Below are 24,713 nucleotides of genomic sequence, written 5' to 3'. Positions count from 1 at the left end.
CGTTTAGTGTGTCGGCGACTGAACGGGGGTCCGTGCCGGCCCGGAATCGCACGCTCCCGTTGCAGAACCGCCAAGACGACGGAGACACCCATGCGCTACACCGCCAAAGAGGGGTTCCGGCACGACGACACGCCGCGGCTGGGCGTCCTGGTGGCCAACCTCGGCACCCCCGACGCGCCCACGACGCCGGCGCTGCGCAGGTACCTGGCCCAGTTCCTCGGCGACCCGCGGGTCATCGAGCTGCCGCGGCTCTACTGGCGCGCCATCCTCCACGGCATCGTCCTGCGCACCCGGCCGAAGAAGTCCGCCGCCGCCTACCGCGAGGTCTGGAGCGACGAAGGCTCGCCGTTGCTGGTCACCGGCCGGTCGCAGGTGCAGGGCATCGGCGAGCGACTGGCCGCGCAACTGGACGGCCCCGTGGCGGTGGAGCTGGCCATGCGTTACGGCAGCCCGTCCATGGGCGACGCCCTGCGGCGGCTCCGCGACCAGGGCGCCGAGCGCCTGGTGGTGCTGCCGCTGTACCCGCAGTACTCGGGCAGCACCACGGGCTCCACCTTCGACGCCCTGGCGGACGAGCTCAAGCAGTGGCGCTGGATACCGGAGCTGCGCTTCATCGGCCAATACCACGACGACGAACGCTACATCCGCTGCCTGGCGGACAGCATCCGCGAGCACTGGGCCGCCCGCGGCCGGGGCGAGAAGCTGCTGTTCTCGTTCCACGGCACGCCCAGGCGCTACCTGCTCGACGGCGACCCGTACCACTGCCAGTGCCACAAGACCGCGCGGCTGGTCGCCGAAGAGCTGGCGCTGCCCGACGAGCAGTGGATGGTCTCGTTCCAGTCCCGGTTCGGCAACGAGGAATGGCTCAAGCCCTACACCGACGAGACCGTCAAGGGGCTGGCAGCACGCGGCATGAAGACCCTGGACGTGATCTGCGCCGGGTTCTCCGCCGACTGCCTGGAGACCCTCGAGGAGATCGAGGGCGAGAACGCCGAGTACTTCGAGCGGGCAGGCGGCGACGAGCTGCGCTACATCCGCTGCCTGAACGACCGCGCCGATCACCTGGACATGCTCAGCGGGCTGATCATGGAGCACGCCCAGGGCTGGCCGGAAGCCGGCGGGCCCGCCCGCGGGCTCCGGGATCCCGAGGCAACGCAGCGGCGTGCCCGGACCCTCGGCGCAGAGGCCTGACCACCCAGGGCGGCAGGCGCACGGGCATTGCACAAGCACTCCCCGCACGTGCAATCTTGAAGGAAACGCACGGGTCTTCGGTCGAATAACGATGACGAACCTTCCATGAAGGACCCGGGTTCGCCGGCGTTCCACGCGGGGAGCGTCGGCGGACACCGAAGCCCCGGTCCGGCACGTTCTGGAGACAGGCAATCGACATGACTGGCGTGATCTGGCGATGCCTCGCCGGCGCGGTGCTTGCTGCGCTGGTCTGCCCGCTCGCGGCGCTGGAGCCCAGCTCCCTGGAACCCGCCACGAGCGACCGGCCGGTTCTTACGCTGGTCAACGGCGACGACACGCGCCGGCTCTCCCTGCGGGAGATCGAGTCCCTGGGCCTCTACGAAGCCGAATTCCGTCACTTCGAGGGCAAGGAAGGCACGTTCACGGGCGTGCGCCTGAAGGAGTTCCTCGCCGCGCACGGCATGGATGACGCGCGCCGGGTGCGCTTCATCGGCGCCGACGACTACACCGCCTTCCTGGACCAGGAAGAGCTCCGCGAGAAGGAGCGTCTCCTGGTGACACGCTTCGACGGCGAGCCGATCCCCATGAACGACCTGGGACCGCTCATGCTCGTGGTCCCCGAGGATGCCGAGGCGGTGCTCGCCGGTGAGCAATCCATGACCAAGTGGGTCTGGTCCATCGTCGAGATCCGCGCGCGATGAGGGGGCGCGGCCGGCTGACCGCCCTCCTGATCGGATCCTACCTGCTCATCATCGCGGCGGTCGCCGGTGCCGTCGCTGCCTTCGTCCAGAACGCGGGGCAGCATGTGGGCGCGGACTACACGGCCTATGCCAGCAACCTGGTGCGCGGCCAGCAGGAGACCGCGGAGCTGCGCCACGCCATCCGGGCCCTGGTGGATCACCCGACGGAGTTCCACCAGCAGCACATCCTGCGCACCCTGGCCACCATCGAGGGCCGCGAGTCCACCACCCGCAACGGGCTGCGACGCAGCCCGCTGGAACCGTCGGCGTACGCCGGGCTCCTGGAGGAGTTCGACGCCGTCATGGCGCACATTCCCCGCCTGCGGGAGCTGGCCAGGGACGCAGTGAATGATCCCGAGGCCCGGGCCGAGCTGCGCGACCTGGGCCTCCGGGTCGAGGACAGCCTCGCCTACGTCTACAGCGAGCTCCATCAGCTCAACCACCAGGGCTCGGCCGACCAGCAACGCCTGATGGACCGGCTCTCCACCATGGTCATCGTGCTCGCGGGGCTGCTGCTGGTATTCATCGGCGTCCTCCTGTGGGCGCTGCGCCACATCGCCGGCCAGAAGGCGCGCCTGGAGCGGCTGACGATCACCGACGCGCTCACGGGCCTGCCCAACCGGCGTGCGCTGCTGCAGTACGTGGAGCAGATGCTCCCCCACAGCGTCCGCGAGAACGAGCCCGTGAGTCTGGCACTTCTGGACATCGACTACTTCAAGGCCGTCAACGACGACTACGGCCACCCCGTGGGCGATGCCGTGCTGCGCCTGTTCGCCCAGCATCTCCAGGGCCTGGTGCGCGCCAGCGACTTCACGGCCCGTATCGGCGGCGAGGAGTTCGGGATCCTCATGCCGGCCACCGACGGCGACGGTGCCCGCGAGCTGTGCGAACGGCTGCGCACCAGCATCGAGACATTGCCACTGCCCGTGCCCGATCACGAGTGCCGGCTGACCGCGAGCTTCGGCGTGACCACCGCGGCGCCCGGGGAAGCGGTCAGTTTCAACACGCTCTACATCCTGGCGGACCGTGCGCTGTACGAGGCCAAGGGGCAGGGGCGCAACCGGGTGGTGGCAAAGTCCTGAAGCGCGCCGGCGGCGTGGCCCTACCGGCGCCGCTGCGCCAGCCGCAGGATTCCGGCGACGGCAATGAACATGCCCGCGAACAGTCCCGTGTAGGCGGCCAGGGAGAGGACAAGGCTCACCGCCAGGGCGCCGGAGACCATCGCCAGCAGCGCGGCCAGGGCGGCCAGCATGACCCCGGCACCGAGGCCGATGCGCAGTATCGCCGGCACCATGGAACCGCTCCTCCCGGTCAGCGCTCGTGGAGCCAGCACGCCGACAGGTGATCCCGGCGGGGCTCGAACATGCCGGGATCGCGGACATCGCAGGTCCCCGCCATGGCATGCGGGCAGCGCGGATGGAAACGGCAGCCCGGCGGCGGGTGCAGCAGGCTCGGCGGCTCCCCGGCGGGCACATCCCGCACGCGGCGGGCGTTGGCCGCGTCCACGTCGGCGATGGCCGCCAGCAGCGCCTGGGTGTAGGGATGCTGGGGGTGCTCCAGCAGCTCGTCCACCTGCGCCTGCTCGACAATGCGGCCGGCATACATGACGAAGATGCGATCGGCGTAGTGGCGGACCGTGGACAGGTCGTGGGTGATGAAGGCCAGCGTCAGGGAGCGCTCGGACTGGATCCGCCGCAGCAGGTTGAGGATTTCCACCCGCACCGAGGCATCCAGCATGGACACCGGCTCGTCGGCGATGATCATCGCCGGCTCCAGCACCAGGGCGCGGGCGATGACCACCCGCTGCTGCTGGCCGCCGCTGAGCATGTGCGGAAACTGGTCCAGGATGGCGTCCCCCGGCCCCAGGCGCACCTCCTCCAGGGCCCGGCGGATCCGCCGCTCGCGCTCGGCGCGGTCGGTCACGCCGTGAACCACCAGGGGCTCGGCAAGAATGCGCCGCACGTCCATGAACGGCGGCAGGGCGCCGTAGGGGTCCTGCTGCACGTAGCCGACGCTGGCGCGGTACCACTGGAGATCCCTGCCGGCGAGATCCTGGACACGGTAGCCGTCGAACGAGACCTCGCCGCCGGTGGGCCGGTGCAGCCCCAGGAGGGTGCGCGCCAGGGAGCTCTTGCCGCAGCCGGACTCGCCGACGAAGGCCACCGACTCGCCGCGTCCGAGATCGAAGCTCACCCCGTCCACCGCGCGCACGGAGCCGACGCGCAGGAACCCCCACTGGCGCAGCTCGAACCAGGTGCGCAGATCCCGCACGGAGACCAGGGGACTCGTGGATTCAGCACTCGCTGCCCGTTCGGTGCTCATGCCCGACCTCCTCCGCCGGCGCCGCCGCTGCCCGCATGCAGCCAGCAGCGCACGTGATGCCGCTCGCCGACCCGCAGCGGCTCCGGCTCCCGGGCACAGCGGTCGAAGCGTCGCGGGCAGCGGTCGGCAAAGCGGCACCCCGCCGGCGGCTCGATGAGCTCCGGCGGCTGCCCGGGGATGGGGGCCGGCTCCGTCTGCTGGCGCAGCCGCGGCACGCTGGCCATGAGCATCTGCGAGTACGGGTGCGCGGGCTCGTGGAAGAACGCGTCGGCATCCGCCACTTCCACCATCTGCCCGGCGTACATCAGCGCCACGCGGTCGGCGATCTCGCTGGAGGTGGCCACGTCGTGGGTAATGAGCATGAAGCTGGTGCCCTGCTCGCGCTTGATGCGCTTGAGCACGTTCATGATGCTGGCCTGGGTGAGCACATCCAGGGCGGAGGTGGGCTCGTCCAGGATCACCAGCTCCGGCTCGGTCACCAGGGCCATGGCCAGGACCACCCGCTGGCGCATGCCGCCGGAGAGCTCGAACGGGTAGCGCTGCAGGAAATCCGTGGCCACCCCCACCTGCTCGAAGGTGCGCACCACCCGTTCCCGCGCACGCTCGCGGGACCACCCCGCGTGCACCCGCAGGGGCTCGGCCACCTGCTCGCCGACCCGGACCACCGGGTTGAGCGCGTTCATCGCCGCCTGCATGACCATGGCGACCCGGGTCCACTGCACGTCCCGGCGGAAGGCCTCGTCGCCCAGGGCCATGACATCCGTATCGCCGAGCATGACCTGGCCGCGGAAGCTGTGGACGTTGCGCGGCAGGATCCGCAGCAGCGCCTTGGCCAGGGAGCTCTTGCCGCAGCCCGACTCGCCCAGCACCACCAGGGCCTCGTTGGCGCGGATATCGAAGCTCACGCCGTCCACGGCGCGCGCGATCCCGCGGCGGGTGCGGTAGTGGAGCTGGAGGTCCTCAACCCGGAGCAACGGTCTCGCCGCCATGGTTACTGTGTCCTCAGCCGCGGATTGAATACCCGGTCCAGGGCGAAGCCGAACATGGCGAAGCCGAGGCCCGTGAGCATGAGCAGCAGCGCCGGCGCGATCACCCAGTAGTAGAAGCCGTTGTACAGCGCGCTCTGCGTCTGGGCGTCGTTGAGCACCTTGCCCCAGGTGGGCAGCACCGGGTCGCCCAGCCCCAGCACCGCCAGCGACGCCTCCAGAAAGACGTAGGTGGGGATGAGCGTCACGAACGTCGGGATGAGCACCGGCAGGATCCGGGGGATCATGTAGCGCAGGATGATGCGCGCGTTGCCGGCGCCGTAGGCCCGGGCCGCCTCGATGTACGGTGCCTGCCGGATGGGCAGCAGCATGGCGCGGTACATCTTGATGCCGGCGCTGAAGATGCCCAGGGCAATCACCACCCCCAGCATCAGCCAGATGTTGGTGGAATACAGCGTGCCCACCATGACCAGCACGGGCAGCACCGGGAGGATGATATTGACCTCGGTGAGGCGCTGGATGGTCGCGTCCACCAGGCCGCCGAACCACACGCCGGTGGCGGCGATGACCAGGGTGGTCACCGTGGTGCCCACCGCCGCCAGCAGCCCGAAGGCGAGCGCCACCGGCGTGCCCCAGAGCAGCGCCACCATGAGATCGCGGCGCTGGTGGTCGGTGCCGGCAATGCCGTGGACCCGGCCGTAGACGACCAGGTCGGCCTCCAGGGAGGCGTCCTCGCCGAACAGGATGGCGTCGATGATGAGCCGGTAGCGGCCGTTGTCCGGAACGGGCTGCCCGGCGTCGGTGGAGCGGGCGAACAGTCCCACGTGGGGCGGCATACCAAGGCGCCCCTCCAGGGTCTGGTTCTGGGAGATGGAGATCCGGTCTTCCCGGGCGACGCGCCGGCCACCGAGGGGGATGATGTCACCGTCTGGGGTCTGCCAGCGCAGGCGTACGAAGGCCTCGCGCTCGGTATCGCGGGTCTCCAGGAACAGGTTGATCTCGCTGGGGAAGTCGTCATGGGGGTAGTCGAAGGACAGCGGGATGCGCACCTGGCGGCCGCCGTCGAAGGCGGCCGAGCGCGTCTCGGCGTCCTCGCTTCGGACCACCGTGGTATCGGGCTTGTCGCCGCCCAGCAGCCGATCCACCCACACCGGGCCGGCGTTCACGGGGTGCATGCGCCATGCCTCGCCGCCCCGCCACAGCTCCAGGGCCTGGGAGTACGGAATGGCGATCACCGTGTACACGGACACGGCGATCAGGAACACGATCAGCGCCAGCCCGCCGATGGCCGACGGATACCGGCGCAGCTCCCGCAACCCCTCCAGCCAGCGCCTCATTGGTTGTCCCCCTCGATGCCCACCCGCACCCGCGGATCGAGAATGGCGTAGAGGATATCCAGCAGGAACACCGTCAGCGCCAGGAGGTAGGCGAAGATCACCACCGAGCCGATGATCACCGGCGTATCCCGGTGACCGATGGCCTGGAACAGCAGCGTGCCCAGCCCCGGCCAGTTGAACACCTGCTCCAGGATGATCGCGCCGCTCCACAGGCCGATGAGCATCAGGGCGAAGCTGGTGATGATCGGCGACAGCGTCGGCCGCAGGATGTAGCGGCGCTCGATCATCCCGGCCGGCAGGCCCTTGGCCCGGGCCATCTCCACGTAGTCCTCGCTGGAATGGATGAGAAAGAACGTGCGCCAGGAATAGATGGAGATGAAGATGGACGAGATGAACATGGCCGCCACCGGCAGGACCATGTGCCGCAGCACGCTCACGGCGTAGGCCCAGGCGCCGTCCGGGGGCGGCACGTCGACCATGCCACCGGCGGGCAGCACCGGCACGATGAACGCGAAGATCAGGATCAGGAAGATGCCGTAGAACCAGCCCGGCGCGGCGGAGCTGGGCGCCAGGGCGATCACCGCCCGGTCGCTGATGCTGCCGTAGTGGCGCGACAGCCGCAGCGCCGCGAACACGGAGACGAAGAACACCAGCAGGTTGGCGGTGCCGAACAGCAGCAGCGTGGCCGGCAGCCGCTCGACGATGATCCGGTACACCTCCCGGGAGCCGCGGTCGCTGTGCATCTCCTCGGCACGCCCCAGATCCAGTACCGCCGCCTGCTGCAGGTAGTCGATGCTGCGCAGGATGAACGGCTCATCCAGGCGCCGCCGCTCGATCTGCTGCTGTACCCGGCGCTGGATGAGCTCGTTGCGCTCCTCGGCGGGCATGTCGGCGAACGCCGGGTCGGCGCGGACCTGCTCGGCGACGGTGGAGCGGATCTGGAGCTTGCGCAGCTCGTCCACCTCGCCGCCCATGTTGGCGATCACGATGGTCAGGTAGACCCCGACCATGACGGTGAGGAACAGCGCCACCAGGCGCCTGGCGGTGAACGCGGCGATCCGGCGCAGATCCCGGAGCGAGCCGGCCCGCGACGGCGAAGCGACGCCCGGGGCGGTGCTCACGGTGTCTCCTCCAGGGTCATGGTGCCCGGCGGCACGGTGGCGAAGGCGTGGGAGGCGAAGGTGGGCAGCGCCACGTCCGTGGATGTCACGGCCACCTCCAGGCTGTTGGCACCGGTACCCAGCGCATCGAGCTGCCCGGCGTCCAGGGCGATGCGCCAGCGTCCCCCCGATGCGGGGGCCGCCCGCCCCTGGTGGACCAGGTCCCCCTCACCGTCGAACAGCAGGTACTGGACCTCCTTGATGGCTTCCCGGCCGTAGGGCTCGCCCTGGAACGTGATCGTCAGGTCGAACCGGGCCCCGGAGCCCATCTGCACCATCATCGGCCCGTCCAGCCGCACCTCCGGGATGCGGGGCTGGGTGAACCGCAGCCACTTGTCGGCCGGATCCGGGAAGTCCTCGTAGCGCCGCAGGACCACGGTGCGCTCCACCGGATGGACCTCGTCCAGGTAGAACGGCCCGTCCCCCACCCAGAAGTGGCCCTGCCCGGCGTACCAGTCGGCCAGGGCCTGGTAGCGGTGGCTGATCTCGTCCGCACGCAGGTAGCGCTCGAGCACCCCGGCATAGGGGACGAACCCGTGCTCCCGGGCCCTGCCGAGCTTGCGCTCCAGCACGTCCAGGCTCGGACCGGAGATCATGCTCATCCAGGGGATTCTCTTGCGGTCCGCCTTGTCCGCGGAGAACGCCAGCTCGTCGCTGCGCTCGGCCATGATCCCCAGGGCCAGGGTATGCCACGGCTCCACCGACGGCGCCCGCTGGGCGACAATGGTCTCCGCATCCGGGTAGATCTGGTCGCTGTAGATCTCGACGACCAGCGGATCGGTGCCGACGATGCGCCAGCCCCGGAAATGGCGCTGGAAGACCTCGAACACCGGCAGATAGCTGCCGTCGAACAGGCTGCTGCTCTCGTCGGCCCGCGCGAACGTCAGGATCCAGGGCAGCACCAGGTCGGCCATGGATACCCGGCTGCCGTCGTGCCAGCGACGATCCAGGTAGCCGTTCTCATAGCGGACGCGGGTGCGCGTGCGCGCCGTCATGCCGTCGGGGTGCTTCTCGCCGACGGTGATGAACCGCCCGCGCTCGGTGTCCCAGTCGATCCAGGTATCCTCCGGCACCGTGATCTCCGGCACGCGCTCGACGCTCAGCCAGTCCAGGGTGCGCGTCACGGGGACGTCCTCCTGCACCGTGACCTCGGCGCTGTCGATGCGCTGGGGCCAGTACAGCCCGGTGAACGGGTCCGGCATAACCGGCGTGTCGCTCAGGGAGCGGGTGATCATGGTGTCGAACAGCCAGTTGCTGCCCGCCACGGGATTCCAGGGCTCGGTGAGCAGGCTGGGGGCGGCGAAGATGACCTGGCCCCCGAGCCGGTCACGGAAACGCAGGGTATACGGCCAGAGCCGGGAGCCGGCGATGCCGCCGGCGAGGTCCGCAGCCAGGGCGACGTCGTCGGAGCGGGGAATGACGTTGGTCTGGTCCACCAGCCAGACCCGGGCCGAGTCCTCCATGGCGAGCTCCATGCCCCGGGCCATGAGCTCCCGGCGCTCCTCGGTGGTGTCGTAGTCGCGGCGCTGCAGGCGCTCGGCGATCCGGTCCAGCTCGGGGACCGGATCGTATGCCTGCCACAAGGGGTCGGGGCGGCCCCGGGGCGTATAGTAGTAGCTGAGGTTGGAGGCGACGTCCCGGTTGACCACCGTGGACACCCAGCTGCCGGTATAGATGTGCCACTCGCCGGCGTTGGGATCGGTGCCGATCCAGATGCGCGAGGCCTCGCCGGCCGTCCGATACTGGCGCCGCACCCGGAACCCCTGATCCTCCAGCAGATTGGCGACGTAGTCGCCGACCCGCTTGCGGGCGTCCTCGGTACGGATGAGGATGGTCAGCTCCACCGGCCGGCCGTCGTAGTGCCACGTGCCGTTGTCGCGGCTGGCCCCCAGCGCCTGCATTTTCTCGCGAATGACCCGGCTCGCCCGCTCCGGGTTGTGGCCGTACTCGATCTCCAGCGCCCGGGCGGTATCGGCCAGGCGGGCGTAGTCCGGGAAGGCGGTGTTGATGGGCAGGAAGCGGGGCACCGCCAGGCCGCCGTAGATCTCCTCGGCGACGTAGCGGCGGTTGACGAGCCAGTTCATCGCCTCGCGGATGTCGCGCACGGCGAACGGGTTCAGCCGGCCGTTGGCGAACTCCGGCCCGGCCGGGTTCAGCGTGAGCTCGGTGGAGGTCCCGTAGGCCTGCTCGTAGCCGACCTCGTCCGAGTCACGCAGCCGATGATAGACGGTGGTATTGGTGACCCCCTGGGCGAACACATGGTACGAGCCGCGCTCGATCAGCCCGGCCACCTTGCCCACGTCCGATTCCTGCGTGAACACCACCTCGTCGACCAGGGCCCCGCGACGGTCGCCCACATCCGGGGGATTGTCGTCGGCGGCCAGGGCGGCCCCGCCCGGGCCACCGAGCGAGCCGGCCAGTGCCATCCCGGGGAAGGCGAGTACCAGGGCACGGGCGAGACGATGCCGCAATGTTCGCATCGGGTTGCATGATCCTCGGATTCGGGCTGTTACGACCGGGGGCATGCGGCGCCACCGATGGCTGCCACAGTAGCGGCTATGCGGGACGGAGAAAAGCACCGTCGGCAGGGCAGCGCCCAACGCCCGGCGGCTTCCGGGCCCGGCGGTGTGCACGCATACCCGGCGACGATTGCGCCACCGGCGTACGACAATGGTATGCTCCCGGTATGAACGAACGTGCCGACAGATTCCCCGTGGAACGCAGCGAAGTGCGGGCAATGCTGACGCGTTTCGGCATCCAGCCGACGCAGCAGCGCATCGACATCGCCCATCTCCTGTTCCAGCGCCCGCAGCACGTCTCCGCCGAGCAGGTGCTCGAGGGCGTGAACGCCGCGTACGGTCATGTGTCCAAGGCGACGGTGTACAACACGCTCAACCTGTTCGTGCGCTACGGGCTGATCAACGAAGTGCTGATCGAGCCGGATCGAACACTGTACGACTCGAACACCTCGGACCATCACCATGTCTACAACATGGATACCGGGGAACTGTCGGACATCCCCGCCGGCCGCCTGGCCATCCAGGGCGATCTGGGGCTGCCCGAGGGTACCGAGATCGAGGGCATGGAAGTGCTGGTCCGGGTGCGCAGTGGGCACGACCCGGCAGCCAATCGCTGACCATTGCATGGCACCCCTCGTCAGGGCGATGAAAATGGTCTAGACTGAGTCTAAGTTGCATCCCGGCGAGGCGGAGGCGGATTATGGAATATCCTCAGTTGAAGAAAGCGGGTCTGAAGACGACGCTGCCGCGTGTCCGCGTCCTGGAGCTGTTGCAGTCGCTGCAGCAGGAAGACGGGCCCCACCACCTGACCGCGGAAGAGCTCTACCGGCGCCTGTCCGACGCCGGCTCCGACTTCAGCCTGGCGACGGTGTACCGGGTGCTGTCGCACTTCGAATCCGCCGGCCTGGTGAAGCGCCACCACTTCGAGGGCGGGCAGGCACGCTTCGAGCTGGCCGACGGCGGCCACCACGACCACATCGTGTGCGTCCAGTGCGGCAAGGTCGAGGAATTCGTCGACGACGTCATCGAGGACCGCCAGAAGCGCATCGCCCAGCAACGGGAGTTCGACCTGCGCGAGTACAGCCTGGTCCTGTACGCCAACTGTCTGCGGCGCTGCGACCAGGAAGAGGCCGAGTCCGGGGCGAGTCAGTAACCCCGCCCCATGTCGTAGAACTCGGCGTTGGGCTTCATGTCGCCCATGTTCGCCAGCCGGTTGCTCATGGCGAAGAATGCCGCTACGGCGCCGATATCCCAGATGTCCGCTTCAGTGAACCCGTGCGCCTTGAGGGTCTCGCGGTCGCTCTCGTCGATCTCGCTGGAGCGCAGTGACACCTTCAGGGCGTAGTCCAGCATCGCCCGCTGACGCTCCGTGATATTGGCCTTGCGGTGGTTGATGGCCACCTGGTCGGCCACCTGCGGATCCTTGGCCCGGATCCGCAGGATGGCGCCGTGGGCGATGACGCAGTAGTGGCAGTGGTTCGCGCCAGAGGTCGCCACCACGATCATCTCCCGCTCGGCCTTGGTCAGCCCGCTGTCGGACTCCATGAGCGCATCATGGTAGGCGAAGAACGCCCGGAACTCGTCCGGGCGGTGGGCCAGGGCCAGGAACACGTTGGGCACGAAGCCCGATTTCTCCTGAACCGCCAGAATGCGCTCGCGCACGTCCCCGGGAACGGTGTTCAGATCCGGAACCGGGAACCGGCTGATGGTCTCGCCGCTCATGCCTTCTTCTCCTCGTCGTCGGGCTTCGCCGACCCCTGGTGGGCCAGCGTCCCCGCGCGGTCCAGCCGCGGGTGGTTGTCCAGGAACTCCCGGTGGGGATCGGGCAGCGCATCCAGGGCCTGCACGGCATAGGTCAGGGCATGCACGGCCGCCAGCAGATCGGAGGTGTTCCCCGTCTCCGAGATGGTGTGCATGTTGCGGATGGGGAAGCCGATGGACGTGGCGGCGCAGTCGACGCTGGCCAGCACCCCGGCCATGCCGTCGGTGCCCGTGTCCGGCCCGACCACGTCGCGCTGCAGGGGAATGTCGTGCTCCCGGGCCGTGCTCTCGATGACGCGGTTGAGCTGCTCGCTGGCGATCGCCCCCACGGACATGGTGAAGCCCTTGCCCATCTCCAGCGGCGGCAGCCGCCGGTCGCCCACCCCGGGCGCGGCCACGTAGTCGTGGTTGACGTCCACGCCGATGAGCGCATCCGGCTTGAGCTCGCCGGCGAGCACGCGGCTGCCCAGACGGCCGATCTCTTCATAGGTGGCCATGGCGAAGAGCACGCGCACCTGCTTCGTGCCACCCGCCTCGGCGATGAGCCGCGCCACCTCCGCCGTGGCGAAGCAGCCCAGGCCGTTGTCCAGGTAGGCGCCGTAGAACGTGTCCGGGCTGAAGCCGCGGCGGATGGGCCGATCGAGGATGATGGCGTCGCCCGGGCGCACGCCCAGGTTCTCCACCTGCTGCTTCTTGTTCTCGCCGTGGATCTGCAGCTCCAGGTAGAGCTGCTCCTTCTTCACGCCCTTCTCCCCGGTGCGCACCGCGTTGTCGGCGAAGTGGATCGCGCCCAGGGCCTCGACGGTGCCGCCCTCGATGACGCGATAGCTGCCCGGATGGTCCGGGTCCTCGCTGAAGAGCTTCACCTCGTGGCCGATGAGCGTGGTGGGCAGGAAGGAGTCGCTGTTGATCCAGATCTTGCCGTCGTCGCCGATGCTGCGCACCTGCAGGCGGATCTTGTCGGCGTGGCCGATGATCATCACCTTGAACAGGTCGTCCCGCCCCGGGTGGGTATCCAGGACAATCCCCGCGTGGCCCTTGAACTGGTGCACGTGCCAGTCCTCGGGCGCAAAGGTGTCGAAGTAGGGCTTCAGCACCCCGTAGGTCATGGCGCCCTCGAGCCCGATGGGGCTCGGCGCCGCCAGGATCTCGCGCATGAGATTGAACTGCTTCTCCGGCATGGGCCGGGTCCAGGGCTGGTTCGATTCGCTCATAGTGCTCTTGGTTTCCGTTGCCTTCGTCGTGGACCGCGTGTCAAATCCCGCCCTAGTCTGACAGATTCCTCGAGCGCTGTGAGGCACGGGTCCCACCCGCGACGCGCGTGACGACCCACCGCGGTACCCTGTAGGCTCGCCGGTTCCACCCGCAACCCAACGGCAGAGTCGACAGCACAGTGACCCGCAATCAGCGTCGCGAACTCCTCGCCTGTGGCGCACTCACCGCCGCCGTGCTCTTCTGGGCCGGCAATGCCGTACTGGGCCGCGGGGTGGTCGGCGAGATCCCGCCGGTGGCCCTGTCGTTCTGGCGCTGGGTCGCGGCCCTGGCACTGCTCCTGCCCCTGTCCTGGCGCCATCTGCGGCCATCGCTACCCGCCATCCGCCAGCACCTGGGCCTGCTCACAGCACTCGGGGTGCTCAGCGCCGGGTTGTTCAACACGCTGCTCTACGGCGCCGCGGTGACCACCTCGGCCATCAACATCACGCTGATCAACGCGAGCATGCCCATCGTCATCGCCCTCACGGCGTGGCTCACCGCCACCGAGACCCTGTCCCGTCGCCAGGCGCTGGGACTCGGCATCGCGCTGCCCGGCGTCATCGTCGTGGTGGCCCAGGGCTCCCTGGAGCGCCTGGCGGCGCTGAGCCTGGCGCCCGGCGATCTGCTCATGCTCCTGGCCATCACCTCCTGGGCGATCTATTCCGTGCTGCTGCGCCGTCACCCGCTGGGGCTGCATCCGCTGGTGCTGCTGACGGCGCTGGTTACCCTGGCGCTGCCGTTCATTCTTGCCTGCTACCTGGTGGAGCTCGCCCTGGGCATCACCTATACGCCGCGGGCCGGGCACATCCCGGCGCTGGTGTACGTGGCCGTGTTTCCCTCGATCCTGTCCTATCTCGGCTGGAACTACGGCGTGCAGGTCATCGGGCCCGGCCGCGCGGGCATGTTCATGTACCTCATGCCGCTGTTCGCGGCAGCGCTCGCCCTGCCGCTGCTGGGGGAACGCCTGCACGGCTATCACGGTGTCGGCGCGGTGCTGATCCTGCTGGGGCTGTACCTGGCCACCCTGGGCGCCCGCGGCCGCCGGCCGAAAGGAGCTACCGACGAGCCGGAAGGCGGGCCGGCGCAGCGATGACCGTGCCGACGTTGGCGGCCTGGCCTCGCGGACGGCCCGGAACCGGGGTCACGGCAGGAACTGCTCCTTGACGATGCGCTCCTCCAGGTTGTGCTCCGGATCGAACCACAGGGTCAGTGCCCGGTCGGGATCCTCGCGGATGCTCACGTAGCGCACGTCGCGCACCTCGGTGAAGTCCGCCACGGCGCTCACGGGTCGCTTGGGCGAGTCCAGGATCTCGAACTCCACGTGGGCGGTATTGAGCAGGACCGCGCCGCGCCACCGGCGCGGGCGGAAGGCGACGATGGACGTCAGCGCGAGCACGCCGCCGCGCAGCGGCAGGATGGGGCCATCGGCGGAAAGGTTATAGGCGGTGCTGCCCGCCGGGGTCGCCACCAGCACGCCGTCGCAGGTGAGCTCTTCCAGGCGCACGACGTCGTCGACCTTGATGCGGATCTTGGCCGTCTGCCGGGTCTCGCGCAGCAGGGAGACTTCGTTGATGGCACTGGCCTCGCGCCACTCGCCGCTGGCGGTGCGGGCGCTCATGCGCAGCGGCTTGATGGTCACCGGCTGGGCCTGCTCCAGGCGCTCGTACAGGCCGTCCGTGTCCAGCCGGTTCATGAGAAAGCCGACACTGCCGCAGTTGAGACCGAACACCGGCTTGCCCAGGTTCATGTAGCGATGCAGCGTCCGGAGCATGAGCCCGTCTCCGCCCAAGGCGATGAGCACGTCCGCCTGCTCCGGGGCGACGGTATCGTAGCGGGCCAGCAGCTCCTTCTCGGCCTCCGCGGCATTCTCCGAGGTGCTGGTGATAACGGCGATGCGTGGCTTGCTCATCGGGCTCCCCTGGAACACGGCGCTGGCGCGTTCACTGTAACCGATCCGCGGGGCGGCTGGCTCCTGCGCTGCGGGCATCCCAGGCATCCGCCGCGGACTGGCCGCGCGCCTGGCTGACCGGCAGGCACAGCACGATGGCGGCGGCAAACAGCGCCGCGCAGAACAGGATCGAGCCGCGCAGGCCCACCCAGGTCTGCAGCAGCCCCAGGGCCACGATGCCGAACATGCCGGCCAGCTTGTTGGCCAGCCCCCAGAAGCCGAAGAACTCCGCGGCCTTGGATTCCGGCGCGAACAACCCTACCAGCGTGCGGCTGGCGGATTGGCTGGAGCCCAGGCTGAGCCCCGCGAGACACCCCACGGCGAGAAACAGGTGCTGGGCCTCCCAGGCGAGCCCGAAGGCAGCGTTCAGCGCCCGTGTCACCTCCGGTGTCGCCCAGATGGCGATAATGGCGACCACCCACAGCGCCAGGGTGCCGATGTACGTCGGCTTGGCGCCGAGGCGGTCCTGCAGCACACCGAACCCCAGGGCGCCGGCGGCGGCGGTGATCTGGACGATGATGAACATGATGTTGCGCACGTCCTGGTCCCACCCGATCACCTGGGCGCCATAGATGAAGGCGAAGGTGATGATGATGTAGATGCCGCCCATGGAGAACAGGACCGAGACGAGGAACAGCGCCAGGTCCCGGAACATGGCGATGCTCCGCAGCGTATCCGTGATCCGGCGGAAGCCCAGGGTGACATACCCGTACCCCGCGGGCCGGGGCTGCGCCGCGCCCCGCTCGCGCACCCAGGCGAACGTCGGCAGGGCGGCGAGGAGGAAGAACCCGGCCGCGAACGGCCCCACCCAGCGGATGCGGTCGTAGTTCTCGGCGGTGGCCTCGCCCAGGAAGGCGAGCGTGAACGCGGCGGCGAACAGCCCGCCGACGTAGCCCAGGGCCCAGCCCAGGCCCGAGATGCGGCCCAGCGACCGCGGCGGGCCCAGCTCGGGAAGAAACGCGGCGATGAAGTTCTCGCCGATGGCGTAGGCGAAGTTCGAGGCAATGATGAGGACCATGGCGAGGAGGATGTCGCCGGGCTCGACGAACACCAGCAGGGCCGTGGCGACCACCGTCATCACGTAGCTGGCGAACAGGAAGCGCTTCTTTGTCGCCGTGTAGTCCATGACCGCCCCGCACACGGGGCCGGCGAGCACCACCAGGAGATAGCTGGCCGCCAGGGCCAGGCTCCAGAGCAGGTTGCCGAGGCGATAGTCGTCACCGCGGTCGCCGACGATGACGGTGGTGAACAGGTCGCCGAAGATCACGGTGATGATCAGCAGCGTGTAGGCCTGGTTCGCAAAATCGAACATGGCCCAGCCGAAGATCTCCCGCCGGGGTGCGAGCGCCGTCGGTCTCGCTGTGGTCGCGGTCTGCTCCGCCGTCATGCGGCCTCCCGGCCCTGGCCCCTGGATGCAGGCCCATGGCCCGCGCCATATCGAGCTCCCCTTGCCGGCCGAAACCGTGGCCAGCAGGATGACGTACCCTATCATCGTCCGCATCCTGCGTCCGCCGGACGCTCGCGGCATCAGGCAACCACGGGAGGCACTCATGCAGGCGACGGTGTGCTTTGCACACGGCAAGGAGAGCGGCCCCTGGGGCCGCAAGATCACGGCCATGGCCGAGGTGGCCCGGGCGCGCGGCCTCGGGGTCGTCAGCCCGGACTACCGGTTCACCAGGGACCCCGATGCGCGGGTCGAGCACCTGCTGGCCCGCGATCTGCCCGAAGGCTCCGGGCTGGTGCTGGTGGGCTCCAGCATGGGCGGCTACGTGTCCGCCGTCGCCAGCGGGCGGCTCCGCCCCCGGGGGCTGTTCCTGCTGGCGCCGGCGGTGGACATTCCGGGCTACCCGGGCGACACCACGCCGCGTGCCGACGTGGTGGACGCGGTCCACGGCTGGCACGACGAGCTCATCCCGCCGGAGGTGGTCGTCGGCTGGGCGCGCCGCCACGGCACGCGCCTGCACCTGGTGGACAGCGACCACGCCCTGGCCAGTGCGCTTCCCTGGATCTGCCGGGCATTCGACGCCTTCCTGGAGGAGTGTTTCGGATAGTGGCGGCTCGCCGCCCCGACCCGTGGGCGCGTGGGGATTCGGTCGGGGCTCCGAGCTCCGACCGAAGAGCCACGCTCCCACGATTCGGCCCCGGCAATGACGATCGCCACGACGCCGTATCAGGTTCCGACGAGCGCGCCGGGCGTCACCTCTGCGTCAGGCGCAGCTCGATGCGGCGGTTGCGGCGCAGGGCCTCCGGGCTGTTGCCCTCGGCCACCGGGTGGTACTGGCCGAAGCCGGCTGCGGCGAGCCGGTCGGGCGGCACGCCCTGCTCGATGAGGTAGTCGACAATGGCCTGGGCGCGGGCCGTGGACAGCTCCCAGTTGGACGGAAACTCCTCGGTGTTGATGGGGCGCTGATCGGTGTGCCCTTCCACCTGCAGCACCCAGGGAATGCCTTCGGGGATATTGTCCCGCAGCTCGAGAATGGTCTCGGCGACATTGTCCAGCTGCTCGCGCCCCTGCTCGCCGATCTCCGCGGAGGCCGTGTCGAAGAACAGCTCCGACTGGAACAGGAAGCGGTCCCCCTCGATGCGGATGTCCTCGCGGTCGCCGAGCACTTCCCGGAGCCGCCCGAAGAAGTCCGAGCGATAGCGGCTGAGCTCCTGGACACGCTCGATCAGGGCCAGGTTCAGGCGCCGCCCCAGGTCCTCGATCTGCGCCTCCTGCTGGGCGACGGTCTCCTCGGACAGCTCCAGCGCCGCCGAGACCCGCTCGAGCTGCTCGCGCAGGGCCTGGACCTGCCGGTTGAGCCGGTCGATGCGGGACTGCTGGCTCTCGGTGAGCTGCTCCTCCTGGGCCAGGGCGCGCTGCTGCTCCTCGACCAGGCGCTGGAGGTCCTGCACCCGGATCTCGCGCTCCTGCAGCTCCCGCTGCACCAGCCGCGTGCGCTCCTCGGCCTCGGCGAGCTCGGCCTCCAGGGCCTTGCTGCGGTCCCGGGCAGCACCGACTTCCTCTTCCGCCTCCTCGCGCGCGGCGGCCAGCTCGCCGACCTCGGCCTCGAGCTCGTCGCGGAGCTCGCGCAAAGCGGCGACATCCTGCTGCAGGCTGGCGATGGTGGCCGTCTGCTGCTCGATGAGCTCCTCGTCCTCTTGCGTCTGGGCCTCGGCCTCCTGCAGCTGCTGCTCCAGGGAGCTGGCGCGGGACTGCACGGAGCTGAGCTCCTCCCGCAGGGCCTCGCGCTCGGCGATGGAGACCTCCAGGTCGGCCTCCACTTCCTCCCGGGCGCGCCGCTCCATGGCGAGCTCTTCGCCCAGCTCGGCGATGCGGTCCTCAAGCCGTGCCAGGGCCGCCTCGCGCCCCGCCAGGGTATCGGTGAGGTAGTACTGGGCTACCATGAAGAGGCTGAGCACGAACACGAACAGCAGCAGCAACGTGGCCAGGACATCCACGTAGCCCGGCCAGACATTGATGCTGCTGCGATTGCGCCGCTCCTGGAACACGTCGTCGCCTACCGTTCGCCGGGATCGGTGCCGGTGGCGCGGGCCACCGTCCGCGTCAGCAGGCGGATCTCGTCACGCAGCTCGGAGGCGAGCTCCGTTCGCTCGGTCTGCATCTCCTCGACCAGCCGGTGCAGGGTCTGGTCCAGGGAGCGCAGCCGCTCGTCCAGTCCGTCCGCGTCCTCGCCGCGTTCGCCCAGGGAATCGGCCAGGCGCTGGAGTACGGGCTGGAGCTCCATCTGGCCGCGGGCCTGGTTGAGCATGCGCCGATGCTCGCTGCGGATCTGCTCGGCCAGCTCCCCGACCTGCTCGGTGACCGTCGCCACGTTCTCCTCAGCGCTGCGACGTTCCTCCTCGCGGCGGGCCACCAGCCGCTGCAGCCGGTCGAGGCTCTCGGCGGTCTGCTCCAGCAGGGCCTGGATATAGGACGGGACACTGTGCTCGGTATCCACGTTCGACAGGGCGCCGGAGCCGAAGCGCGTCAGCCCGGAGAGCTGTTCCTCGATATCGTTGTAGAAGCGGTTCTGGGCATGCCCCGTCTGCAGGTCGACGAACCCCAGGATCAGGGAGCCCGCCAGGCCGAAGAGCGACGAGCTGAAGGCCGTGCCCATGCCGTCCAGCGGTTCCTCCAGGCCGGTACGCAGCTGCTCGAACAGCGCGGTAGCGTCGCCGCCACCGACGCTCAGCCCGCTGATGACGCGGCCGATGCCGCTGAGCGTATCCAGCAGGCCCCAGAAGGTGCCCAGCAGCCCGAGGAAGATGAGCAGCCCGATGAAGTACCGCGACAGGTCCCGCGACTCGTCCAGGCGCGAGCGGATACCGTCCAGCAGCGCGCGCATGCTGAGCGTGGACAGCTGCAGGTTGTCGCCGCGCTCCTGGAGCGTGCGGCCGAGGGAGCCGAGCATGCCCCGGGCCGGCGGCGGGGGAAGTGATTCGGCACCCCGCTGCCAGGCCCGCAGCCAGCTGGCGTCGGGTCCCAGCACCACCACCTGGCGCACGTTGATGACGATGCCCAGCAGCAGCACGCCCACGATCAGGCCGTTGAAGACCGGATTGGCGAGAAAGGCGTCCATGAGCTGCTGGTGCAGGACTCCCCCGACTCCCGCGACCGCCAGCAGGAACAAGGCGATCCAGAACAATACCCGACGTGGTTGCTTCACACCCGCCTCCCGATTCTTCTTGCTGCGCGGCTCCGCCCCCGGCGAAGGCTGCGCCCGTGTAGACATACCATACAACGGCCACGGGCAGCAGTTGCGTTACCCCGTGCACACTTTCCCGGAAAGAGCGTTGATGAACAAGGGACAACCGCAGCGGCGAGGTTCGCAGCACCCGGCATGTGCGCCTGCGAGTGACTCGCATTTGCGTCGGCGTCGCCACGGGAATATGGTCGGGTTTGAATATCCGGACCAGGGCGGCGGAACATGGCGGCAAACATGCAGGACAGCCAGTATCCCCGGCCGGCCGGCGGCCCGGCCGCGCTGGCGGATGTCTACACGGGGCCCCTGCAGCAGCTGTCGCCGCCGCTGCACGAGCACGAGGCACCGGCGGCAACCGTTGACGTGCGGCGCACGCAGGATCGGGACTGGCTCGCCCCGGTGATCGAGCGGTTCGCTGCCGCCAGCGGCTACGACGACCGACGGGCCGCCGCATCGCAGTGGTCCAAGTGGTACTTCAACACCCTCATCGTACCCGCTGTCGCCGCCAATCTGCTGTTGCACCGCGACCTGCCACCGGATCCCGGTGACGTGGGGGTGGTCATCGGGAACGGGGCGCACGCCGAGCAACTGGTCCTTCCGGCGGCCGTGTACGCGCTACCGGCCTCCCCGCCGGACACCCGCTTCTCGACCCTGGTGGACCGCTACCTGCGGCCGATGTCCGAGGCGCTTTCGACGTTGACGGGCATCTCTCCGCGGGTGTTCGCCAGCAATGCCGGGAATACCCTCGAGTACTGCGTCGCCGTCCTCGCCGATCACCCGGCCGCCCGCGAGGGCGACCTGGAGCAGGTGCGGGAGCTGCTGACATGGCGGCGCCTGCCGGACGGGCGGTCGAACTTCCTGTATCAGCCGGTGCGTTACCTGACGGGCCCGGACGGGAGCTCCGCGCGGGTGCGGCGCGTGTGTTGCGTGCGGTATCTGGCCTCCGGCCTGGGATACTGCAGCAACTGCCCCTTGGCGGTGGGCGAGGCGCCGTCCCGGGATGGTACATGTGGTTGATAATGATTCTTGTTCACCCTAGTATGCTCTTCTGGTAGAAATTTTCGATACGCCGCGTGCGCGTGCGTACTTCAGCTGGACGGTACCGGGGAGTCGGAAATGTTCGAGGTCCGTGGGGTCAGCCTTGAGATCAACGGCGCGCAGCTGCTGCAGCCGATGGATCTTGCCTTCGACGAGGGCCGCATCCACGGGCTCATCGGCCACAACGGCTCCGGCAAGACGACGCTGCTGAACCTCCTCGCCCAGCAGCAGGTGCCGAGCACCGGCGAGATCCTCCTCGACGGCAAACCGCTGCATGCCTGGAACCGGCGCGCCTTCGCCCGCCAGGTCGCCTATCTTCCCCAGCGCCTGCCGGCCGCGGAGAATCTCACCGGCCGGGAGCTGGTGGCCTTCGGCCGCTACCCGTGGCACGGCATGCTGGGCCGCGCCTCGGCCGAGGACCGGGCGCAGATCGACCGCGCCATCGAGCTCACGGATACCGGCGCATTCGCCGACCGCCTCGTGGACACCCTCTCCGGCGGCGAGCGCCAGCGCGTCTGGCTGGCCATGCTCCTGGCCCAGGGCAGCCGCTACCTCCTGCTCGACGAGCCGCTCGCCGCCCTGGACATCGCCCACCAGGTGGAGGTCCTGGCCCTGATCCGGCGGCTGTGCCGGGAGCTCGGGCTCGGCGTGGTCATTGTCCTGCACGACATCAACATGGCGTCGCGCTACTGCGATCAGCTGGTCGCCCTGCACGGCGGCCGCGTGCTCGCCGAGGGAACGCCGGCGGAGTTGATGCAGGACGCCACCCTGGAGGAGATCTACGGCATCCCCATGCAGGTGATGCCGCACCCCTGCGGCGCTCATCGGGTGGCAGTGGTTCATTAGCATGGCGCCGTGCCGGCTAGCGGACACGGGCCTGCGGGCCGCTCGCGTTCTCGCCTTCCTGTGGCTGATCGTGCCGGCCGCCGCGCCGGCCTCGTCGCCGCGGATCGCGACACTGGACTGGACCCTGGCGGAGACGCTGCTGGCGCTGGGCGTCACGCCCGCGGCCGTGGCCCAGGTGGACGCCTACGATGCCTGGGTCCGCGAGCCGGAGCTGCCGGCGGACGTCGTGGACCTGGGGCTGCGAACGCAGCCCAACCTGGAGCTTCTCGCCGACCTGGAGCCGGACCGGATCCTGATCTCGCCCATGTTTGCCAACCTCGAGCCGCGGCTCCGGCGGATCGCACCCGTCGACATCCTCAGCCTGTACACGCCCGAGACCGATACCTGGGCCGAGATGCTGTCCCTGACGCGGGAACTGGGACGCCTGGCGGGGCGCGAGGCCGCCGCCGAGCAGCTGATCGCGGACACGCAGGCACGCATCGAGGCGCTCGGCGACCGCGTCGACGACATCTCGACCCCGCTGCTGCTGGTCCAGTTCATGGATGCCCGGCACGTGCGGGTATTCGGTGACAACGGCCTGTACCAGGCCGTGCTCGACCAGCTGGGGCTGGACAACGGCTGGCCCGGCACCACCAACTACTGGGGCTTCGCCACGGCGGGGCTGGAGGAGCTGGCCGGTATCGATGCCCGCCTGGTGGTGGTCCGCCCCTATCCTGCCGGTGTCGAGGAGCGCCTGGAGTCCAGCGGCCTGTGGCAGGCGCTGCCCAGCGTACGCCGGGGCACGACCATCACCCTGCCGCCCGTGTGGAGTTTCGGTGCCCTTCCTTCCGCGCGGCGGTTCGCGGAGGCACTGGTGACTGCCCTCGAGGAAGCCGATGCCTGAGCACCGGGTCCGTCTGCCTGGCCTGACGCCGGAACGGATCTGCCTGCTGCTGGCCGGCGGTTTCCTCGGCCTGGTCATTACCTCCCTGCATGGGGAGGCCGGGCTGATCGAGGGGCTGGCGGCGCTGGTTGCGCCGCCGGATGACCCGACCCTGCGCGCCGCCCTGCATTTCAGCTGGTGGCCCCGGCTTGCGGTGGCGCTGCTGGGCGGGGCCGGGCTCGCCCTGGCCGGCGTCCTGTTCCAGCAGGTGCTGCGCAACCCCCTGGCCGCGCCCACTACCCTGGGGGTGGCCAGCGGCGCCAACCTGGCGCTCATGGCCGCAACGCTCATGGCTCCGGGTCTGCTGGCCGTCGGCCGGGAGTGGGTCGCCCTGGCCGGCGGCGGCCTGTCCATGGGGCTGGTCTTCCTGCTCGCCTGGCGGCGCGGCCTCGCACCCGTCGTGGTGGTTCTCGGCGGCCTGGTCGTCAATCTCTACTTCGGCGCCCTGGGCATGGTGCTGCTGCTGTTCCACCAGGAGGAGCTCAAGGGCCTGCTGATCTGGGGCGCCGGCTCCCTGGCCCAGAACGGCTGGGGCGATGCCGCTTTCCTGGTCCCGCGGCTGGCCATCGGCGCCGGGCTGGCGTGGCTCCTGCTGCGACCGCTGGCGGTGCTGGAGCTCAACGATGCCAGCGCCCGCAGCCTCGGGGTCTCGCTCAAGCAGCTACGGCTCCTCGGGCTGGGGCTCGCCGTGTTCCTGACCGGATGTGTCGTCAGCGTGGCGGGGCTCATCGGCTTCATCGGCCTGGCCGCGCCCAATATCGTCCGTCTCGCCGGGGCGCGCCGCCTCGGCCCGCGCCTGCTGTGGTCCACGGTGCTCGGGGCGCTGCTGCTGGCGACAACCGACCTCCTGCTGCAGGGCTTCACGGGGGTTCTGCCCACCGCTATTCCCACCGGTGCCACCACGGCCCTGCTGGGGGCACCGCTGCTCCTGTGGCTGGTTCCGCGCCTGCGGCTGCACCAGGGCGACCGGCCGCCGGAGGGCGGCACCAGTATCGGCCAGCGAATGGCGCGACCCGGTCGGCTGGGCGCGTTCCTCGGTGTCGGCGTGCTCCTGGCGGCCCTGGTCGCGGCCGCCGTCGGGCAGGGGGCTGACGGCTGGCATGCACTGCCGCCGGACTGGGACGTCCTGCAGTGGCGCGTACCGCGGATCGCCGCCAGCGCCGCCAGCGGCGTCATGCTCGCCGTGGCCGGCGCCATCATCCAGCGCCTCAGTGCCAATCCCATCGCCAGCCCCGAGGTGCTGGGCATCAGCGGCGGCAGCGCCATCGCCGTGATCGGCGGGATCTTCCTGCTGTCGTCACCGGACAACCTGACCCTGGTCGCCGTGGGCACCGCCGGCGCCCTGGTCACTCTGGCGGTGCTGGTGGCGCTCAACCGCAGCAACGGCTTCCTGCCGGAACGGCTCCTGCTGACCGGGGTGGCCATCACCGCGGTCTTCGATGCCGTGCGCAGCATCGTGCTCGCCGGCGGCGACCCGCGCGGCCAGCAGGTGCTCGCCTGGCTCTCGGGCTCCACCTACTACGTGGACCTGCCGGGAGCGCTGGTGGTCGCCCTGCTGGCCGCCGTTCTGGGTCTCGCGGCCACGCCCTTCGTGCGCTGGCTGGATATCCTGCCCCTGGGCGCACACACCGCCCGGGCGCTGGGCATCCACGTGGACCGTTCGCGCCTGGTGCTGCTGGTACTGGTGGCGCTGCTCACCGCCAGCGCCACCCTGGTCGTGGGCCCGCTGTCCTTCGTCGGCCTGCTCGCCCCTCACATGGCCCGCATGCTGGGCTTCGCCCGGGCCGGCAGCCACCTGGCCGGCGCTGCCGTCCTGGGGGCGCTGCTCATGGTGCTGGCCGACTGGACCGGTCGCCAGCTGCTGTTCCCCCAGGAGATCCCGGCGGGCCTGGTCGCCTCGCTCCTGGGCGGCGCCTACTTCATGTGGGGATTGCGGCGGGTGTAGAACCGATACGCCGCCCCCGCGCGCCCGTCGATGGCGCGTCAACAACGGAAATCAGAATC

Annotated in this window: 23 protein-coding genes; 11 read left to right on the top strand and 12 right to left on the bottom strand. The window is 69.6% G+C overall.

The genetic code is table 11. The features are described from left to right. Nucleotides 1-90: 90 nt before the first annotated feature. The 3 genes from hemH (at nt 91) to QWY84_RS04475 (ending at nt 3,013) form a co-directional block, all read left to right on the top strand. Nucleotides 91-1,191 (top strand): ferrochelatase, encoded by a 1,101-nt coding sequence (gene hemH, locus QWY84_RS04485; protein WP_290201252.1) that lies wholly within the window; start codon nt 91-93, stop codon nt 1,189-1,191. Between the two features lie 197 nt (nt 1,192-1,388). Continuing rightward, nucleotides 1,389-1,892, top strand: a complete 504-nt coding sequence (locus QWY84_RS04480) for a molybdopterin-dependent oxidoreductase (RefSeq protein WP_290201251.1) — start codon at nt 1,389-1,391, stop codon at nt 1,890-1,892. Further along, on the top strand, nt 1,889-3,013 hold the full coding sequence (locus tag QWY84_RS04475) for a GGDEF domain-containing protein (protein ID WP_290201250.1): 1,125 nt from the start codon (nt 1,889-1,891) through the stop codon (nt 3,011-3,013). Before QWY84_RS04480 ends, QWY84_RS04475 begins: the two co-directional genes overlap by 4 nt. Before the next feature lie 20 nt (nt 3,014-3,033). Here the strand turns inward: QWY84_RS04475 and QWY84_RS04470 are convergent, their stop codons facing one another. From QWY84_RS04470 to QWY84_RS04445, 6 genes are read right to left on the bottom strand one after another with little or no spacing between them, the layout of a single operon-like run. After that, nucleotides 3,034-3,225 carry a hypothetical protein gene (locus QWY84_RS04470; protein ID WP_290201249.1) on the bottom strand — a complete coding sequence of 64 codons (192 nt, stop codon included), beginning with the start codon at nt 3,223-3,225 and terminating at the stop codon, nt 3,034-3,036. A 17-nt stretch (nt 3,226-3,242) separates the two neighbouring features. Further along, nucleotides 3,243-4,253 (bottom strand): ABC transporter ATP-binding protein, encoded by a 1,011-nt coding sequence (locus QWY84_RS04465; RefSeq protein ID WP_290201248.1) that lies wholly within the window; start codon nt 4,251-4,253, stop codon nt 3,243-3,245. Beyond that, complete coding sequence (locus tag QWY84_RS04460) at nt 4,250-5,242, bottom strand: ABC transporter ATP-binding protein (protein ID WP_290201247.1); 993 nt, start codon at nt 5,240-5,242, stop codon at nt 4,250-4,252. The genes QWY84_RS04465 and QWY84_RS04460 overlap by 4 nt, the downstream gene beginning before the upstream one ends. Before the next feature lie 2 nt (nt 5,243-5,244). After that, on the bottom strand, nt 5,245-6,576 hold the full coding sequence (locus QWY84_RS04455; protein WP_290201246.1) for an ABC transporter permease: 1,332 nt from the start codon (nt 6,574-6,576) through the stop codon (nt 5,245-5,247). Beyond that, on the bottom strand, nt 6,573-7,697 hold the full coding sequence (locus QWY84_RS04450; protein WP_290201245.1) for an ABC transporter permease: 1,125 nt from the start codon (nt 7,695-7,697) through the stop codon (nt 6,573-6,575). Before QWY84_RS04450 ends, QWY84_RS04455 begins: the two co-directional genes overlap by 4 nt. After that, nucleotides 7,694-10,216 carry an ABC transporter substrate-binding protein gene (locus tag QWY84_RS04445; protein ID WP_290201244.1) on the bottom strand — a complete coding sequence of 841 codons (2,523 nt, stop codon included), beginning with the start codon at nt 10,214-10,216 and terminating at the stop codon, nt 7,694-7,696. Before QWY84_RS04445 ends, QWY84_RS04450 begins: the two co-directional genes overlap by 4 nt. Nucleotides 10,217-10,422: 206 nt before the next feature. Here QWY84_RS04445 and QWY84_RS04440 point away from each other — a divergent pair, with 206 nt between their 5' ends. Both QWY84_RS04440 and fur read left to right on the top strand, forming a co-directional pair. Next, complete coding sequence (locus QWY84_RS04440) at nt 10,423-10,872, top strand: Fur family transcriptional regulator (protein ID WP_435372971.1); 450 nt, start codon at nt 10,423-10,425, stop codon at nt 10,870-10,872. Nucleotides 10,873-10,955: 83 nt separating this feature from the next. Next, on the top strand, nt 10,956-11,408 hold the full coding sequence (fur, locus tag QWY84_RS04435) for a ferric iron uptake transcriptional regulator (RefSeq protein WP_290201242.1): 453 nt from the start codon (nt 10,956-10,958) through the stop codon (nt 11,406-11,408). On the opposite strand, the gene QWY84_RS04430 is transcribed toward fur, so the two are convergent. Both QWY84_RS04430 and QWY84_RS04425 read right to left on the bottom strand, forming a co-directional pair. Then, entirely contained in the window at nt 11,402-11,977 is a 576-nt protein-coding gene (locus QWY84_RS04430; protein WP_290201241.1) for a peroxidase-related enzyme, read from the bottom strand. The genes fur and QWY84_RS04430 overlap by 7 nt on opposite strands. Beyond that, the gene (locus tag QWY84_RS04425) at nt 11,974-13,230 is read right to left on the bottom strand and encodes a M20/M25/M40 family metallo-hydrolase (protein ID WP_290201240.1); all 1,257 of its coding nucleotides are present in this window, start codon (nt 13,228-13,230) and stop codon (nt 11,974-11,976) included. The genes QWY84_RS04430 and QWY84_RS04425 overlap by 4 nt, the downstream gene beginning before the upstream one ends. A 179-nt stretch (nt 13,231-13,409) precedes the next feature. On the opposite strand from QWY84_RS04425, the gene QWY84_RS04420 reads away from it, so the two are divergent. After that, the gene (locus QWY84_RS04420) at nt 13,410-14,363 is read left to right on the top strand and encodes a DMT family transporter (RefSeq protein WP_290201239.1); all 954 of its coding nucleotides are present in this window, start codon (nt 13,410-13,412) and stop codon (nt 14,361-14,363) included. A gap of 48 nt (nt 14,364-14,411) precedes the next feature. On the opposite strand, the gene QWY84_RS04415 is transcribed toward QWY84_RS04420, so the two are convergent. Together QWY84_RS04415 and QWY84_RS04410 are read right to left on the bottom strand one after the other, a co-directional pair. Next, the gene (locus QWY84_RS04415; protein WP_290201238.1) at nt 14,412-15,179 is read right to left on the bottom strand and encodes an NAD kinase; all 768 of its coding nucleotides are present in this window, start codon (nt 15,177-15,179) and stop codon (nt 14,412-14,414) included. 31 nt (nt 15,180-15,210) lie between these two features. Beyond that, on the bottom strand, nt 15,211-16,605 hold the full coding sequence (locus QWY84_RS04410; protein ID WP_290201237.1) for an MFS transporter: 1,395 nt from the start codon (nt 16,603-16,605) through the stop codon (nt 15,211-15,213). A gap of 163 nt (nt 16,606-16,768) precedes the next feature. On the opposite strand from QWY84_RS04410, the gene QWY84_RS04405 reads away from it, so the two are divergent. Beyond that, nucleotides 16,769-17,269, top strand: a complete 501-nt coding sequence (locus QWY84_RS04405) for an alpha/beta hydrolase (RefSeq protein WP_290201236.1) — start codon at nt 16,769-16,771, stop codon at nt 17,267-17,269. Between the two features lie 145 nt (nt 17,270-17,414). Here the strand turns inward: QWY84_RS04405 and QWY84_RS04400 are convergent, their stop codons facing one another. Continuing rightward, the gene (locus tag QWY84_RS04400; protein ID WP_290201235.1) at nt 17,415-18,710 is read right to left on the bottom strand and encodes a peptidoglycan -binding protein; all 1,296 of its coding nucleotides are present in this window, start codon (nt 18,708-18,710) and stop codon (nt 17,415-17,417) included. Between the two features lie 8 nt (nt 18,711-18,718). Further along, a complete protein-coding gene (locus QWY84_RS04395; protein WP_290201234.1) occupies nt 18,719-19,867 on the bottom strand; it encodes a flagellar motor protein MotA in 1,149 nt (382 codons plus the stop codon). Nucleotides 19,868-20,128: 261 nt separating this feature from the next. Here QWY84_RS04395 and fhuF point away from each other — a divergent pair, with 261 nt between their 5' ends. The 4 genes from fhuF to fhuB all read left to right on the top strand — a co-directional run bounded on the left by fhuF (nt 20,129) and on the right by fhuB (nt 24,654). Beyond that, nucleotides 20,129-20,920, top strand: a complete 792-nt coding sequence (gene fhuF / locus QWY84_RS04390; protein ID WP_290201233.1) for a siderophore-iron reductase FhuF — start codon at nt 20,129-20,131, stop codon at nt 20,918-20,920. Nucleotides 20,921-21,019: 99 nt separating this feature from the next. Further along, the gene (locus tag QWY84_RS04385) at nt 21,020-21,787 is read left to right on the top strand and encodes an ATP-binding cassette domain-containing protein (RefSeq protein WP_290201232.1); all 768 of its coding nucleotides are present in this window, start codon (nt 21,020-21,022) and stop codon (nt 21,785-21,787) included. 1 nt (nt 21,788) lies between these two features. Further along, nucleotides 21,789-22,670, top strand: coding sequence for an ABC transporter substrate-binding protein (locus tag QWY84_RS04380; RefSeq protein WP_290201231.1), 882 nt, complete (start codon nt 21,789-21,791; stop codon nt 22,668-22,670). Next, on the top strand, nt 22,663-24,654 hold the full coding sequence (gene fhuB / locus QWY84_RS04375; RefSeq protein ID WP_290201230.1) for a Fe(3+)-hydroxamate ABC transporter permease FhuB: 1,992 nt from the start codon (nt 22,663-22,665) through the stop codon (nt 24,652-24,654). Before QWY84_RS04380 ends, fhuB begins: the two co-directional genes overlap by 8 nt. Nucleotides 24,655-24,713 lie beyond the last annotated feature (59 nt).

The sequence above is a fragment of the Aquisalimonas lutea genome (assembly GCF_030409225.1).
Lineage (GTDB): Bacteria > Pseudomonadota > Gammaproteobacteria > Nitrococcales > Aquisalimonadaceae > Aquisalimonas > Aquisalimonas lutea.
The sequence above is the reverse complement of the archived record's forward strand: the minus strand, read 5'-3'. Positions and strand labels throughout refer to the sequence as shown.

Excerpts from the sequence above, each read along its gene's own strand:
- hemH (WP_290201252.1), top strand. The coding sequence starts at position 91 with ATGCGCTACACCGCCAAAGAGGGGTTCCGGCACGACGACACGCCGCGG.
- QWY84_RS04480 (WP_290201251.1), top strand. The coding sequence starts at position 1,389 with ATGACTGGCGTGATCTGGCGATGCCTCGCCGGCGCGGTGCTTGCTGCG.
- QWY84_RS04475 (WP_290201250.1), top strand. The coding sequence starts at position 1,889 with ATGAGGGGGCGCGGCCGGCTGACCGCCCTCCTGATCGGATCCTACCTG.
- QWY84_RS04470 (WP_290201249.1), bottom strand. The coding sequence starts at position 3,225 with ATGGTGCCGGCGATACTGCGCATCGGCCTCGGTGCCGGGGTCATGCTG.
- QWY84_RS04465 (WP_290201248.1), bottom strand. The coding sequence starts at position 4,253 with ATGAGCACCGAACGGGCAGCGAGTGCTGAATCCACGAGTCCCCTGGTC.
- QWY84_RS04460 (WP_290201247.1), bottom strand. The coding sequence starts at position 5,242 with ATGGCGGCGAGACCGTTGCTCCGGGTTGAGGACCTCCAGCTCCACTAC.
- QWY84_RS04455 (WP_290201246.1), bottom strand. The coding sequence starts at position 6,576 with ATGAGGCGCTGGCTGGAGGGGTTGCGGGAGCTGCGCCGGTATCCGTCG.
- QWY84_RS04445 (WP_290201244.1), bottom strand. The coding sequence starts at position 10,216 with ATGCGAACATTGCGGCATCGTCTCGCCCGTGCCCTGGTACTCGCCTTC.
- QWY84_RS04440 (WP_435372971.1), top strand. The coding sequence starts at position 10,423 with ATGAACGAACGTGCCGACAGATTCCCCGTGGAACGCAGCGAAGTGCGG.
- fur (WP_290201242.1), top strand. The coding sequence starts at position 10,956 with ATGGAATATCCTCAGTTGAAGAAAGCGGGTCTGAAGACGACGCTGCCG.
- QWY84_RS04430 (WP_290201241.1), bottom strand. The coding sequence starts at position 11,977 with ATGAGCGGCGAGACCATCAGCCGGTTCCCGGTTCCGGATCTGAACACC.
- QWY84_RS04425 (WP_290201240.1), bottom strand. The coding sequence starts at position 13,230 with ATGAGCGAATCGAACCAGCCCTGGACCCGGCCCATGCCGGAGAAGCAG.
- QWY84_RS04415 (WP_290201238.1), bottom strand. The coding sequence starts at position 15,179 with ATGAGCAAGCCACGCATCGCCGTTATCACCAGCACCTCGGAGAATGCC.
- QWY84_RS04410 (WP_290201237.1), bottom strand. The coding sequence starts at position 16,605 with ATGACGGCGGAGCAGACCGCGACCACAGCGAGACCGACGGCGCTCGCA.
- QWY84_RS04405 (WP_290201236.1), top strand. The coding sequence starts at position 16,769 with ATGCAGGCGACGGTGTGCTTTGCACACGGCAAGGAGAGCGGCCCCTGG.
- fhuF (WP_290201233.1), top strand. The coding sequence starts at position 20,129 with ATGGCGGCAAACATGCAGGACAGCCAGTATCCCCGGCCGGCCGGCGGC.
- QWY84_RS04385 (WP_290201232.1), top strand. The coding sequence starts at position 21,020 with ATGTTCGAGGTCCGTGGGGTCAGCCTTGAGATCAACGGCGCGCAGCTG.
- QWY84_RS04380 (WP_290201231.1), top strand. The coding sequence starts at position 21,789 with ATGGCGCCGTGCCGGCTAGCGGACACGGGCCTGCGGGCCGCTCGCGTT.
- fhuB (WP_290201230.1), top strand. The coding sequence starts at position 22,663 with ATGCCTGAGCACCGGGTCCGTCTGCCTGGCCTGACGCCGGAACGGATC.